Annotated in this window: 11 protein-coding genes and 1 tRNA gene; 4 read left to right on the forward strand and 8 right to left on the reverse strand. The window is 61.9% G+C overall.

What is annotated here, in order from left to right; all coding sequences use genetic code 11:
- Positions 1-96: 96 nt before the first annotated feature.
- Positions 97-1,392, reverse strand: coding sequence for a DUF6498-containing protein (locus tag NMAG_RS00295; protein ID WP_004267046.1), 1,296 nt, complete (start codon positions 1,390-1,392; stop codon positions 97-99).
- Between the two features lie 11 nt (positions 1,393-1,403).
- Positions 1,404-1,904 (reverse strand): DUF5830 family protein, encoded by a 501-nt coding sequence (locus NMAG_RS00300; protein WP_394295561.1) that lies wholly within the window; start codon positions 1,902-1,904, stop codon positions 1,404-1,406.
- A gap of 262 nt (positions 1,905-2,166) precedes the next feature.
- Here NMAG_RS00300 and NMAG_RS00305 point away from each other — a divergent pair, with 262 nt between their 5' ends.
- Entirely contained in the window at positions 2,167-2,940 is a 774-nt protein-coding gene (locus NMAG_RS00305) for a TVP38/TMEM64 family protein (protein WP_004267048.1), read from the forward strand.
- A gap of 129 nt (positions 2,941-3,069) precedes the next feature.
- Here NMAG_RS00305 and NMAG_RS22335 read toward each other — a convergent pair whose 3' ends face one another.
- Positions 3,070-3,300: an HVO_2523 family zinc finger protein gene (locus NMAG_RS22335; protein ID WP_237076830.1), complete on the reverse strand. Its 231-nt coding sequence runs from the start codon at positions 3,298-3,300 to the stop codon at positions 3,070-3,072.
- Between the two features lie 309 nt (positions 3,301-3,609).
- Between NMAG_RS22335 and NMAG_RS00315 the strand changes: the two genes are divergently transcribed.
- A complete protein-coding gene (locus tag NMAG_RS00315; RefSeq protein ID WP_004267050.1) occupies positions 3,610-4,482 on the forward strand; it encodes a formyltransferase family protein in 873 nt (290 codons plus the stop codon).
- A gap of 108 nt (positions 4,483-4,590) precedes the next feature.
- Here the strand turns inward: NMAG_RS00315 and NMAG_RS00320 are convergent, their stop codons facing one another.
- Positions 4,591-8,841 (reverse strand): intein-containing adenosylcobalamin-dependent ribonucleoside-diphosphate reductase, encoded by a 4,251-nt coding sequence (locus tag NMAG_RS00320; RefSeq protein WP_004267051.1) that lies wholly within the window; start codon positions 8,839-8,841, stop codon positions 4,591-4,593.
- 447 nt (positions 8,842-9,288) lie between these two features.
- Between NMAG_RS00320 and NMAG_RS21860 the strand changes: the two genes are divergently transcribed.
- The gene (locus NMAG_RS21860; RefSeq protein WP_004267052.1) at positions 9,289-9,456 is read left to right on the forward strand and encodes a hypothetical protein; all 168 of its coding nucleotides are present in this window, start codon (positions 9,289-9,291) and stop codon (positions 9,454-9,456) included.
- 135 nt (positions 9,457-9,591) lie between these two features.
- Here the strand turns inward: NMAG_RS21860 and trpG are convergent, their stop codons facing one another.
- From trpG to trpD, 4 genes are read right to left on the reverse strand one after another with little or no spacing between them, the layout of a single operon-like run.
- Positions 9,592-10,284 (reverse strand): anthranilate synthase component II, encoded by a 693-nt coding sequence (gene trpG / locus NMAG_RS00325; protein WP_004267053.1) that lies wholly within the window; start codon positions 10,282-10,284, stop codon positions 9,592-9,594.
- Positions 10,281-12,053: an anthranilate synthase component I gene (gene trpE / locus NMAG_RS00330; protein WP_004267054.1), complete on the reverse strand. Its 1,773-nt coding sequence runs from the start codon at positions 12,051-12,053 to the stop codon at positions 10,281-10,283. The genes trpG and trpE overlap by 4 nt, the downstream gene beginning before the upstream one ends.
- Entirely contained in the window at positions 12,046-12,726 is a 681-nt protein-coding gene (locus NMAG_RS00335; RefSeq protein ID WP_004267055.1) for a phosphoribosylanthranilate isomerase, read from the reverse strand. The genes trpE and NMAG_RS00335 overlap by 8 nt, the downstream gene beginning before the upstream one ends.
- Complete coding sequence (gene trpD / locus NMAG_RS00340; protein WP_004267056.1) at positions 12,723-13,763, reverse strand: anthranilate phosphoribosyltransferase; 1,041 nt, start codon at positions 13,761-13,763, stop codon at positions 12,723-12,725. The genes NMAG_RS00335 and trpD overlap by 4 nt, the downstream gene beginning before the upstream one ends.
- 179 nt (positions 13,764-13,942) lie before the next feature.
- On the opposite strand from trpD, the gene NMAG_RS00345 reads away from it, so the two are divergent.
- Positions 13,943-14,017, forward strand: a tRNA-Val gene (locus NMAG_RS00345).
- Positions 14,018-14,402: the final 385 nt, after the last annotated feature.

Here is a 14,402-nt window from a genome sequence, read left to right on the forward strand (position 1 = left end):
GTCCAGTCTGGTCTGGCTTCGTCTGGTCCGGCTTCGTCTGGTTCTGGGTCCGATTATAGCCGTCCCCGATACCAGCAACCATACTTCTCTTTCTCCTCACGCAGCCTTCACTTCATTTTGGTGCTGTCGATGGCGGTTGTCGATCAACTCCCTGGCACGCCGTGCCTCTGTCGCTGGGAGCGCCCGCAACATGACATCCACGTCGTCATCGTCCGCTCCGAACGAAGCGCTCTCGGTACTCGAGAACACCGTTCGAAATCGACCGTCCCGCGCTCCGGTTGGCGGCTCCTCGAGTCGAAGGCAGACCGAGCCGAGGTTAAGTACTCGGGGTAGGATGCCGCGGTAGCACGTGCAGTCCTCGATAGCCCGGTGTGGGACGAACCGGGCAACTGTCTCGTGTCGCGTGTTGTACATTGCGACCCCTGTCGGATAGATTCGGTACTCGAGTCCTCCGTATCGTCGGCGGAGAACGCCGACACCGAACGCGGTGAGACTGAGTGTGGTGACGAGCAGTATACCTCCGAGGGCGAGCACACCGGTGTACGGATGACCGATCACCTCGAGGATAAGGAGTCCGTAGAGGCCGAGTGTGAGAGTCCCGGCGAGCGCCGAACCGGCGACGATGACCGGGGTCCAGACGAGAGTGAGGGCGCGTACCGAAGGCTCGCCGGTCCAGTCGGGCGGTGCAGTCGGTGTGAACGATTCGGTTCGTGATCTGGCGGCTCCGGAAGGTGGCTGAACGCGAAGTCCACGCTTCGCCAGCGCGTCACCTGTGGTCTTGAGCAGGATCAACGCCGTCGCGAGCACCGTCGGATTCCCGTCGAAGACAGTGTGGCCGCTTGCAAAGAGGAGCACGAGGAAGAACAGCCAGAGTTGTCCGATCGGTCGGACGAACTGCACCGCGGGCGTGACACGTTCGTATTCGCACTCGCCGATAAATTCAGCTCTAAATGCGAGCAACTGTGAGCCGAGCATCGCTCCGACCGTGAGCATCACGGTTCCGGCCGCGATCTCGCCCGTACTGCCTCTCGAAAGCGTCATCTCGCCGAACACGGACCAGAGTGGCGATCCGCTCGTCACGACGAGGTACGCAACTCCGTAGACGACGACCGAGAGGATAGCAAGCCAGGCCGTTCCGAGGCGAATTGTTGGGCCGTCGGGCCAGCAGACGACATCGTCCGGCAGTCGTCCCGTCCGGTCGCCGCTGGCCAGCATGATTTTCGGCGCGTTCAGCAACAGGAGCACGCCGAATTCGAGCCAGTAGAGAAGGACGACGACCAGCGGATCCCACCCGAGGAGGACGATACCCACCAGCGGGAGTGCGTTCCAGAGCCAGTACGGCACTGAGTCTGCAGATGCAGATTGTGTCGATTCGAAACCTGACCCGTTCATATTCGTCGCTCTCAGTCCGTATCCCGGCCCGTAACCTTCCGAATGCACGAGGAGCCGAAGGGGCCGAGTTCGCCCGCCTCGAGTTTGATGAAGTGTCCCGTCGAGAGCCCGCAGCCACAGCGCTGACAGTCGAACTCTCCCTCTCGCTGGACGACATCTTGTTCGAAGCGGACGTACTGACGGCTCTTCGGACGGACGATTCCGTCTTCGCGGTCGATAATTCCACGAAGTTCGGCCTCGTCGAGAATCGTCCGCGTGACCGTCGGATCGCTCGTCACCGTCTCGATGCGGTCGACGACATCGGCGAGCGAGAGCGAGTCGTGCTCGAGTCGCTCGAGCAACGCGAGGCCGAGTTCGACGCGGTCGTCGTCGTGTGTATAGCGTGCGGCCGTGTTTCCGGAGTCGGTATCGTCCGTCTCGGTATCCGGACGCTGTCGTTTGCCAGCCTCCGACGGGGCCGCCGCCGTCGTTTGGTGTTCGCCTTCGCCACGCCGGTCCTGCCAATCCGTCAGTCGTTCACCGTCGGCAGGCTCACGACCCGTTTCAGGTGTTGAACCAGCGTCTCCGCTGCCATCGTCGGCTGTCGAACCGTCGGAGTCGGCCCCGTCACGCACCATCGATGAGTGCTCACAGAGCAGCGCGAATAAACGTTGTGACGTTTCGGCCGGCGTGGCCGTTCTGAGCGACTGATGGCGACTAGTTGGTGTCCAGTTCTCCGATTCGGTGCGCCACCAGAGCACAAAAGCTTCAATACCTGCTCCAAAATCTCGACCGATGTCGGTTCCCTCGGTGTCGACTCGAGTACTCGCTGGCGTGGTGGTCGCCAGCGCAGCGGTCACCGCGGGGCTGCTCGTCTCGCCGACTGCGACCGTGGCGACACTCGAGTCGGTGACGGCGAGTCCAACACTCTTCGGGGGTGCAATCGGTGCCCTCTATCTCGTTCGGCCGTTGTTTGCCTGGCCGACGACGCCGCTGGCCGCGGTCGTCGGCTACGGTTTTGGCGTGACGATGGGTGTACCGATCGCCCTCGCTGGCGTGATCGTCACAGTGACGCCGATTTTTCTGGTCGCCAGAGCTACTACCGGGCGTGGCTCGAGCCGTCCGTCCACGACTGGCCCTGATGGAAACACGGCTGTGTCGACTTCGGTTTCCGAACGCCGAGAGCCGACCGAAGCCGGCTGGATTGGTTCCGCACTGGGACGGACTACCGCCGTCATCGACCGATACTTCGATACCGCGGGCCCTATCCGGGGTGTCATCGCGTCACGTCTGGCACCGATCCCGTCCGATATCTCGACCTGTGCTGCGGCCGTCAGCGGCGTCAGGTATCGGCACCTCGTGATCGGAACCGCGATCGGTGAACTTCCGTGGACGATCGCAGCAGTCGTCGTCGGCGCGTCGGCTGGCACCGTCACCGCCGGCGGGTTCGGCGAACTGGGCCTCGTACTGACGCTCGCATGCTGTCTCGCTGCGCTAGTCTTGCTCGCCGGTCCCGCCTATCGCGTTTTCAGGACACGTACCGACGAGCAATCTGCGATCGACGGTTGAGTACGCTCCGTTCGCTGGTCGTTGGATCGGGGACAGGAAAGGACGGACAGAGAGCGAAAGCGAAACGAGACTGGATCGTTCACAGCGGCGGGACTCGAGTACGAGTCGAACTCTCCGATCCGATCCGTGCTACACCCAGAACGTGTCTGCGCAGTCGAAGACGACGCCGTGTTGTGGACAGATGTACTTGCAGTGGCGTTTGTACATTGGTGTTTCACAGTGTGGGCAGGGGCGGCCGTTTCGTCTGTGTTCGGAGTTCGCTGGGTGTTCTCTATTCTCTGAGTCCTCTGCACCCTCTGCATCCCCTGAATCCTCTGAATCCTCTGAATCCTCTGCACCCTCTGCATCCTCTGAACCCACTGCACCCGCCGTATTCGACTCGCTCGACTCAGTCATTGGACAGAACAAGAGTGCGGTGACGACACTGGTCGGGTCGCCCACCGGGCAGTGCCAGTGTCGGTGCTGGTTCGGGTACTGGTCGTCGGCAGTCACTTGTCCTCGAGACGCACACCATTCGGTTCGACCGATGCGTTCCGTTCGTATGAACACAGTGGATAGCTACTCGATCGTGTCTGGGACACAATACATTTCCACTTAACAGTTCGTATCACTTGCAGCTACGGGAATGGGAACGAGCGTTGAAACCCCCAATTCACGTACAGTACGCCGATGGACTGCGAGCGCGTTTGCGTTCTCCTCGACGACGAGTGTTGCCCCGCGTATCAGCTGTCGGCGATTCGAGAACTCGCTGAACAGACGTCGGTCGAGTTCCCGCTCATCGTTATCAACGACGACGAGTTTCGTCTTCGCGACCAGTCTCCGTCGTATCTGGCCCGCCGGTTCCGGAGCTGGGGCTCATTACTCCCCGTCTGTGCGGCCACCGAGCTTTCGAGAGCAATTCGCGGCCCGCCGGCGTACGATGAACGCCATCACTACTCGACGGTCGATGCACTCACTGAGTCGACCGTCGTCCGCTGTTCGCCGCTCTGGGAGGACGACCGCTGGCGGTCGCTCCCCGACCCGCTCGTCGACAGGATTGCTACCGAAACCGACGTCGCGATCCGTTTTGGCTTCGGGCTCCTGACCGGTCGGATCTTGGCGGCACTCGAGTACGGTGTGCTCTCGTTTCATCTGGGGGACATCCGAGAGTATCGTGGGCGAATCGGAGCGTTCTGGGAGTATCTCGAAGACGAACCGGCGGCAGGCGTGACGCTCCAACAGCTCACGCAGCGGGTCGACGGCGGGCGGATCGTCGCCGTCGACGACGTTCCGATCGAGCCGCGAGATACGTACGGCGCAGTCAAACGGCGACAGCGGTCGATACTTGGGGAGTTGCTGGTCGAAGGTGTACAGAATCTGAACGACCCAGATTTCGAGCCGCGGGTTCCGGAGACGCTGGGTCCGTACCGGTCGTCGCCGACGGTTCCTGAACTGGGTCGGTTTTTGCGAAAGAACGGGACGAACGCGGTTCGGCGCGTGGTTACAGGGAACCGGGTTACCGAGAACGAGACGCCGAGCCATCACGTAGACGACTTTTCGTGAGAGCGGCCCAGGCAGCGAGAGACGGATCTGAAGCGCAAAAATCGAAGAGGAGAGAGGTGGTCCGCTTCGTCGTGATTGTGCCGTCAGCTGGCAGGCGACTCCTGCCAGTTAGCACTCGCTCCAGCCACAGGACTCGCAGGTCTTGCAGCCTTCGGAGAAGTACAGCGAGAGTGCGCCACAGGATGGACATTCCGGCGACTCGCCGGCGTCGATGAGGTCCTGCGTCGCGTCCTCGGTGTCGCGGTCGGCGACACCGGCGCCGCCGTCGGTTTCCGGCTCGCTGAACTCGGCTTCAGTATCCGCTTCGGCCGCGTCTTCGAGCGTCTGCTGGGTCGGGTAGGGTTTGTCGATCTCGTTCTCCAGGTATCGGCGCATTGCGGTGCCGATGGCGTCCGGAATCGATTGGATCTGTTCGCCCTTGTCCCAGGCAATCTTCGGCGAGCGGGTGCCACAGAGTTCGTCGACGATCTCCTCTGGGTCGACACCCGAGCGCAGCGAGGTCGAGATGACCTTCGCGAGCGCCTCGGTGAAGGAGTTCGTAAAGCCACCCGAGTGGCCGATGTTGGCGAACAGCTCGAACGGCTGGCCGGTTTCTGGGTCCTCGTTGATCGTCACGTAGACTTTGCCGTATCCGGTGTCGATGCGCTGGCTGACGCCCTGGAGTGCGTCGGGTCGTTCGCGCTTTTCGGTGAAGTCGACGTGAACCGGTTCGGCGTCGGGATCGCGGAACTGGTCTGGCTCGGAAGCGAGCGCGTCGATGTCCTCATCGAGGGCCGCCTGCACGTCCTCGCTCTCGAGGAAGGTCTCGAGTCCGCCGAAGATCTCGTCGATCTGGTCGACGAGCGCTTCTGCCGCTTCGGTTTCGTCGGCGAAGTCGGCGTTGTCCGCGCGCGTGGTGAGCACCTGCTTCGAGCGGGTGCCGTCGCGGTAGTAGGTGACGCCCTTGCCGCCGTTTTCGTAGACCCACTCGAAGACATCCTTGGCGTCCTCGAGACTGGAGTCGTTCGGCGCGTTGACGGTCTTCGAGATGGCGGAGTCGACGCCCTTCTGGCAGGCACACTGGACTGCAGCGTGCTGTTTTGCCGAGAGGTCTGAGGTGATGACGAACAGTTCACCGATCGCGTCTGGCACCGTCGAGAGTCCTTCGACGCCCTCGAACTGGTTGGTCGCCATCTGCTCCTGGGCCTCTTCCTTGACGGCGTCGACGTCGATGTCGTTCGCCTCGAGGGTTCGGAGGAAGTAGTCGTCGAACTCGACGAGCATCTCGTCGCCCTGGACGTCGTCGGTGACGTTCTTGTAGTAGGCGACGTTGTAGATCGGCTCACAGCCGCCAGTGGTGTTGCCGACCATGCTCGTCGTTCCAGTGGGTGCGATGGTCGTGACGTTGTGGTTCCGAATTGGGAAGCCATCCTCCCAATCGTCGGCGTCCTCTCCCGTCTGGTGTTCGAACCACTCGCGGTACTCGGTTGGGTTCGCGTACTTGGAGTCGTCCCAGTCGTTGAACGAGCCGCGCTCGGTCGCGAGTTCGTGGCTCGTCGCCTTCGCGCCGTGGTTGATGTGGGTCATCAGCTGGCGGGCGACTTCGTTCCCCTCCTCGCTACCGTAGCGGATGCCAAGCTGGATGTAGAGCTGTGCGAGCCCCATGATACCCAGGCCGATCTTGCGCATGTCGCGGACGGTCTGCTCGATATCCTCGACCGGGAAGTCGGACATCGTCACGACGTTCTCGAGGAATCGGGTACCGTAGGAAATGCGCTCGTCGAACTCCTCGTAGTCGATGGCTTCCTCGAGGAAGGCGTCGACCGCCTCGGCCTGCGAGTCGTACTCGTCCGCGTGGGCCTCGGACCAGACGCGCCAGTCGGGAGCGTCCGTATCTGCGAGCGTCGAGAGGTTGATGTGACCGAGGTTACAGGCTTCGTTCTCCTCGAGTGGCTGTTCGCCACAGTTGTGAACAACGAATCCGTTCGCGACAAACGAATGCGTATCTGGCTCCGTCAGGTCGTAGACCGCTTCGTGCCCGTCGGATTCGACGGATTCGACGGTCACTTCGAACTGTTCACTGTACGGACCGCGGTCGTACTCCGACAGACGTTCCTCGAGCGCCTCGGTCTTGTACTCGAGCAAGAACCCGATCTCGTCAGCGAAGCGTTCGAGGTTATCCTTGACGATGACGAGTTCATGCTGTGCCTTCGTCTCGTACGCTTTCGTTCCACCGCAACCGTCAGAGAGTTCTCGAGTGCCAGCTTCCTTGCGGTTTTCGTAGACCTTGCTGGCGATACCGAAGTTGAGCAGGAGTTGCTGGACCTCGCTAAGGAGATCGGCGTCGGAACTCCACAACCGAACGGAAACGCCCTTTTCGACGTTCCCCTGAACACAGCCGTCTGCCGTGAATAGCGATTGGAGGAATCCACGAGCCATCTCTTCACTGCCCCGCATCACTGTATCGGGGACCTGAAGCTTCTCTTCGGTGAGTCCGACTTCTTCAGCGTATTCATACAGGCGAGTCGATCGAATCCGTTGTTCGATCGCCTGAGCGCCACGATACTCATCGTGGCGACTGATTGAGTTGACGCCGATTTCGTAGTTCGCGTTTCCGAGTGGTTCGCGAACAACTTCGTTTACGTCTTCGGCGAACGCTTCGGAAATTTCGGCATCCTCATCGTAGAAGTTCAAGACAGCACGCTCTTCGCTGTGTTTGAGGTGGCCGTCCCCGACGAGCCACCCCAGCGTCCGGCCTTGCTCAGCGGTTCCGTGCTGCCCGAACTTCCCCTTCCGGTTCTGGATATGAACCGTGTCACCAGTATCGAGGTTCTGTGCTTCGACCCACCCGTCAGCAGTCATGACGCGGTGGTCTGCCGTGAGTCGAAGCTCGTACCCTTCTTTGGTCGTGAGTTTGTAGACGTCTTTCTCACCAGTTTTGTAGACGCTACTGGCTTCTTTGATCGAATCTTCGCTAAGTCGTCCGTCAACGACGACGTCGGTGGCAACGCCCTGCTCATACAGCTCTTCGGCAGGAATGAGACCGCGTTCAGTGCTGATGAGGCTATCTCCGGTTACACAGGGGTTCGTCGCCAGGATACGGTGATCTTCGTGTTCCTCGGTGTCGAAGGAGTGCTCCTTGTTGACCCGTTCGAGATAGATCACGCCAGGCTCGCCGTTTTCGTGGGCGCCCTCGACGATCCGCTCCCAGATGAGTTCTGCAGGGATCGACAGCGGCTCGCCGACCTCGATGTGCTCGCCGAGGTCGTAGCGGCTGTACATCTCCTTGGTTTCCTCGGTCGCGATGTGCGGTTCCTCGGTCCGTGGGTTGGTGAAGGTGTACTCCTCGCCGTTCTGCAGCGCTTCCATGAACCCGTCAGTGACGCCGACGGAGATGTTGAAATTAGAGAGATGCCCTTCGACAGCGTTGCGAAGGTGCTTTGGAACGCGCCCGTCCTCGTCGATCAGATCACGGGCCTCCTCGAGTGCCTCGCTGAAGGACGTGTAGGTGTAGTCGTCGGGGTCGTTGAGACGGAGACAGTGGGCCAGGGAAACGTCCTTGTTCTTCGCGTGGATGAACTCGATAACGTCGGGGTGGGAGACGCGCATGATGCCCATCTGGGCACCGCGGCGGGTGCCACCCTGGGCGATGGTCTCACAGAGCTGGTCGTACGTGCGCATGAAGGTGATCGGCCCGGAGGCGATGCCGCCTGTGGAGCCGACTGCGTCGCCGTAGGGACGCAGTTTCCAGAACCCGTAGCCGACGCCGCCGCCGGACTGGAAGACCTCTGCGGCCTTCTTGGCCGTCTCGTGGATGTCAGAAAGGTCGTCGTCCGGAGACATGACGAAACAGGCCGAAAGCTGCTGGAGTTCGTCGCCGGCGTTCATCAGGGTCGGCGAGTTCGGCATGAACGACAGGTTTTCCATGCCCTCGGTGAACGTGTCGGCGACGTCTTCGACGTGCTCGCGGACCTCGTCCGGCAGCTCCGGGACGACGGTGTCGTAGGTGAACTTGTTGACGTTGTGTTCCGTCAAGACCGTCTCTACATCGTCGTCTACGGTCGTTCCCTCGCCGAAGACTTCCGCGGCGAGTTCGTCGCGACGCGGGTGATCCGGCTTGAGCTGGTCCGGCGTGACGGTGATCTCGAGATCGTGCGTTTCGGCCTCGTAGACGGCTTCGGCCAGCGCGATGTTCTTGCCAACGCGGTCGAAGAGATCTTCCTGCTCTTCGATGAGGTCGCCGTTAGCGTCCTTGCGCAGATAGCGGGCTGGCAGGATGTTGTGATAGGCGTTGTCCGTCATCCGTTCCTCGAGTGTCTCCCCCTCGGTGCGCTTGATCGGGAGGGTGAGGTCGGCCGCGGAGATGTCGTGTTCGCTCACGCGCGCGTCACCTCGCAGGTGTTACGTCGCGCTGTGTCGATTCGTGGGTCTTGCGGAGTCCTGGCTCTCATCATTCGTGACGAAGGTCTGGTATTCATGCATACCTCATAAAATGTGGTGTTGTTATCCCACCTGTGTTGGAGTAACACAAATTTGATTGGAGTGATGTCTCTCTCCTATCTGTCGTGGGAGGGCCGTGGAGAGCCCTCGTTGGTCGTGCTCACAACTACGTAGTCAAGTGCCTTAATCATTGTTAGAGCATCCTGAAAGTGAAGTCGAGAGCGCTCATATACCAGGATTCTAGTAGATTCGAGAGTGGTGAAATCGACGCGTTGCCTCACTGGAAGCGCGTCCCCTGATAATGGGTCACCAGTCGTGAACACTCAGTGATTCTCTGTTGTCACGATATCCGGAAAGATTACGGCACTGGGGTACGGGGATTCGACTATGCTCGAACCACTAACGGGGTCGACGGTGCTGCTCGTCCTGGCGGGACTCGCCGCCGTCGCAGTCGCCATCGTCGCGATTCGCATCGCAATCAAACTCGCCATCCGCCTCGGGCTCATCGCCGCGGTCGTCCTCGCCGGCCTCTACACGGTCGGCTACCTCGGTTGAAAACGACGACAGACACGCTCACCGCACCATTCTGGGTAGACATACCTGATTCAGCAAGCAGCCAGTTCCACCACATCGCCGCCCGGTCCAACTCGTTCGACTCCTTTCTCGCTGCTTGACTGCCGTTGCTCACACTCACACCTGTTCGAGAAAGTTCTCGATAATATCGTGCCCCGCAGCAGTGAGCACACTCTCTGGATGGAACTGCACGCACTCGAGTGGATACTCGCGATGGCGAATCCCCATGACGAGTTCGTGGGTGTGGGTGTTGCTGTCATCGCGGTCGCTGTTGTGATCATCACCGCCGTCACTGCCGCTATGAATCGCCGTCGCAGTAACCTCGAAGCAGTCGGGAACCTCGGTCGCGACCAGTGAGTGATAGCGCCCGGCCTGAAAGCCCTGCTCGAGACCAGCGAAGACGCCCGTCCCGTCGTGGTCGACGCTCGAGGCCTTGCCGTGGATTGGGTCTGGTGCCCGGCCGACGCTGCCGCCGTACTCGTAGACGGCGGCTTCGAGGCCGAGACAGACGCCGAGCGTGGGGATCTCCGGACTGCATTCGCGAAGGACGTCCATCGAGACGCCGACGTCGCGGTCGTTCTTCGGGTGGCCGGGACCGGGGCTGATGATGATTGCGTCCGGGTCGACAGCGCGCACCGCCTCGAGTGTGGCGGTATTTTTCAGCACCTCGGTTTCGGTGTCGTCCTGCTGGCTGACGTACTCGACGAGGTTGTAGGTAAACGAGTCGTAGTTGTCGATGAAGAGAACGCGCTTGGACTCGCCGTCTCCGCGCTGTGTCCTCGTCTCTTGGGCAACGCGTTGCTCGCTCATCGGTGCACCTCCTGGGGCTCGGACTCGATCTTCTCGAGTGCAGCGAGTACGCCGCCCATCTTCTTCTCGGTCTCCTCGAACTCGGCTTCGGGATCGCTGTCGGCGACCAGTCCGGCACCGGCCTGGACGCGGATTCGGTCCTGGGCGGTTTCGTTCCCGTCCCCGTTCCCGTTCCCGTTTCCGTCCTCGTGTTCGTGCTCGACCGTCGCCGTTCGAATCACGATCGCGAAATCAGCGTCGCCGGTCCAGGAGTAGTAGCCGACACCACCGCCGTACAGGCCGCGGGGCTCGGTCTCGAGATCGTCGATGATCTCCATCGCACGGATCTTCGGCGCGCCGGAGAGCGTCCCGGCAGGGAACGAGGCTCGCGTCGCGTCGAACGCGTCGGACTCGGCGGCCAGATCCCCAGTGACCGTCGACTCGATGTGCTGGACGTGGCTGTACTTCAGGACGTTCATGAATTCGTCGACACGGACAGAGCCGGCGTCTGCGACCCGGCGCACGTCGTTTCGTGCAAGGTCGACCAGCATGGTGTGCTCGGCGCGCTCTTTCTCGTCTGCGAGCATCTCTCCTGCGAGTCGACGGTCCTCGACGGGACTCGTCCCGCGGGCGCAGGTACCCGCGATCGGATTTGACATGATCTCCGTGCCACGAACCGAAATCAGGGTCTCGGGGCTCGCACCGACGACAGTCAGATCGTCATGCTCGAGGAGGTACATGTACGGCGAGGGGTTCACGTCACGCATCGCCTCGTAGAAGCCCAGTGTATCGATCTCGCCGGTGAGTTCTCGCGTCCGGGAGATGACTCCCTGGTAGATGTCGCCGTCGAGAACGTGCTCTTTCGCGCGTTCGACGCTCTCCTCGTAGGTTGCCTGTGAGCCGGCAACCTCGTTTTCGCGAACGAAGCCGCCCGTTTCTGGCTGCTCAGCGTCGCGAAGCGTCGACGCGACCGCCGCCGCTTCCTCACGGAGTTCGTCGTAGACCGCACCCGGATCGTCGCCGGACTCGAGTACTGGCGTGAAGATGAGCGAGACGGTGCCGTCGTGTTCGTCGAACGCGAGCGTCTTCGTCGTCAGGACGAACTGGGCGTCGGGAAACCGCGAGTCGGGCCGCTCGCAGCCGACCTCCTCGAGCCAGAGGTCGTAGACCGCGTCGTAGGCGAGAAAGCCGACGAGACCGCCGTCGAGGTGCTGGCGGTCGCGGTCGTAGTCCGGGACGTTCTCGAGTCGGACGTCCGGCATGACGTGTCGAAGGCTGTCGACGGTGTCCTCGTCTCCAGCGTTCTCTCCCCTGTTCCCAGTAGCGGACTCGAGTACCGCCTGCGGTGCTCGGTCGCTGAGTGCCTCGACGTGTGTTCCGTCGGGGTCGACGGTGACGACGGCATCGGGGTCGTAGCCGACGTACGAAAAGCGCGCGTGTCGCTCAGCCCCCTCGGATCGTGGTCGGAACGCACCGTCGGGGTCGCTCGAGGGCGTCTTGTCGGCGCTCTCGAGCAGGAAGGCGTACGGCGAGCGCGTACAGTCACTGCCGCTCGAGCGACCTGTCAGGGCCGCGTACGCGGTGAGCGGTGTCGTCTCAACGTCGAGCGTTGCGACGGTTCGGACGACGACAGGGCGCTCGTTGGCACTGTCGCTTCCGCCGTTGGCACCCGCTGCCGTCGCCGTCGCCGTCGCCGCTTCTTCACCGGCCGCGAGGGCACAGAACTGTGCGCGGTCGATGTCGAACTGGACCGGCTGGCTGTCGTCGTACGTCTGCGTCAGATCAGTCATGTGTGGTGTGGTATGGGTGGGGTTGGGCCGGCGCTTCCCTGTTGGTACAACTCGCTCGCTCGACGAACGACCGGACGGCGTCGGTGTCTTTTACGCCGCCAGTCGCCTCGACGCCGCTCGCGACGTCGACCGCGAACGGTTCGACAGTCTGTACCGCCTCTGTAACGTTTGCGGGGGTCAACCCACCCGCGAGAATCACAGGCGTCTCGAGTGCCGCCACGAGATCGCGGGTCCGCTCCCAGTCGTGGGTCTCGCCCGTGCCACCGCCGCCGTCTTCGTCGGTGCTGTCGACGAGGAGTGCGTCAGCGGCGGCCGCGGCGTCTTCGGCCTCGTCGACCGCCTGACTATCCACCGCGTAGATGAGTTCCGTGCTGGTCTGTTCGCGAACGGACTCGAGTGCGGCCGGTTCGAGACTGCCGTGAATCTGGAGCGCGTCGGGCTCGACGGTTGCGGCCAATTCGGCGGCCGCAGCCGGTGTTTCGGGCATCGTAACGAGAACGGACGTGACGAACGGTGGAACGTTCGCGACGAGGTCGCGCGCCTCCTGAACTGCGACTTCACGAGGCGAGTCGACCGGAACGTCGCAGATGACGCCGACGGCGTCAGCGCCCGCGTCGACCGCGGTCTGCAGATCGTCCGCGTTCGTCAGACCACAGATTTTGACGCGCGTCATTGGGCACTCGGCTCCGCCTCGGCCGCTGTCTCGGAGTCAGCTGCGCCGCTGCACAGGTGCTTGAGCTTCGTCGCCGCCGCGCCAGATTCGATCGCCTCGCGTGCGATGGTTGCACCCTCCGACAGGGAGTCGGCTTCGCCTGCGACGTAGATCGCTGCGCCGGCGTTGGCGAGGATCACGTCGCGCTTGGCTCCAGTCACGTCACCCGCGACGATCCCGCGAAGATCGGTTGCGTTCTCCTCCGGGGTTCCGCCTGCGATGTCGTCGATTGCGTGTCCGGAGAGTCCGAGATCCGCGGGCTCGACGGTAAATTTCTCGACGTGGTCGCCTTCGACCTCGGCGACAGTCGTCTCGCCGTGGATCGCGATTTCGTCGGTGCCGGCACCGTGGACGACCAGCGCACGTTCGACGTCCATCCGTGCAAGTGCGCTCGCGAGAATCGGCACGAGTTCGGGATCGTAGACGCCGACCACCTGCGCGTCTGCACCTGCGGGGTTCGTCAGCGGTCCGAGCACGTTGAAGATCGTTCGCATGCCGAGTTCCTTGCGCGGGCCGATGACGGCCTTCATCGCCGGGTGGAATACCGGCGCGAGCATGAAGCCGATGCCGTCGTCCTCGATCGCGTCTTCGACGGCTGGCGGTTCGGCCTCCACGTCGACGCCGGCGACCTCGAGGACGTCTGCGCTGCCGGAGGAGGAGGAGACGGAGTAGTTGCCGTGCTTTGCGATGGGAACGCCTGCCCCCGCGGCGACGATTGCGCTCGTCGTGGAGACGTTGATCGTGTTATAGTCGTCTCCACCGGTTCCGCAGGTGTCGACCAGCGGCTCGCGGTCGGGCGTGATCGTTCGTGCGGCCTCGTGCATCCCCTGTGCGAAGCCGGCGATTTCGGCTTCAGTCTCGCCTTTCGCACGCAGCGCGGTCAGCAACGCACCGATCTGGGCCTCTGTGGCTTCCTCGAAGACGGCCGTCGACGCCGCTCGAGCCTCCGATTGTGTTAGATCCTGTCCCTCGGTCACCCGTTCGACGAACTCCTGCATAGTGGACACCAATGTACGTTGTTGTGTTGTGATGCTCAAATCCGTACATCAACTTAAGCCTATCGGAGCGTGGGGTCGACTCGCGTACGGCGTCCGATTCGAAACCTTCAATTAGGGTGGCCGGCAACCAACGAGTGCAGACAAGGTGGCGACGCGCCACGATGCACGCAAAACCGGACGGGTTGGTGGTCTAGTCTGGTTATGACACCTCCTTGACATGGAGGAGGCCGGCAGTTCAAATCTGCCCCAACCCACTATTTCTGTCGCGAACAAATCCGTGAGCGACAGAATCGTCATGTTTGGCTGATTTGAATCAGGGAGTGGAGCGAAGCGAAACGACCGTGGTTCAAATCTGCCCCAACCCATTTTTCGAGCGTCACATTTCGAGGAGCGGAGTCGTTCGAAACGGCTTCGCCGTTTCGTGATGACGAAAGACGCGGAGCGTCTTTCGAACCACGACGAGCACATCGCTCGAAAAATTGTTACGGGTAGTTTGAACCAGACAAGTCGCAGCGCTCGAGCACCGCGAGAGCGACCGTCTCGGCGTAGTTCAACTCTGCTCCAACCGCTGTTTCTGAACACATTCCCGACTAACACGTAGTGCGGTAGTGCCACGAGATCCCAACCCACGGTATTCCG

This window comes from Natrialba magadii ATCC 43099, assembly GCF_000025625.1.
GTDB lineage: Archaea > Halobacteriota > Halobacteria > Halobacteriales > Natrialbaceae > Natrialba > Natrialba magadii.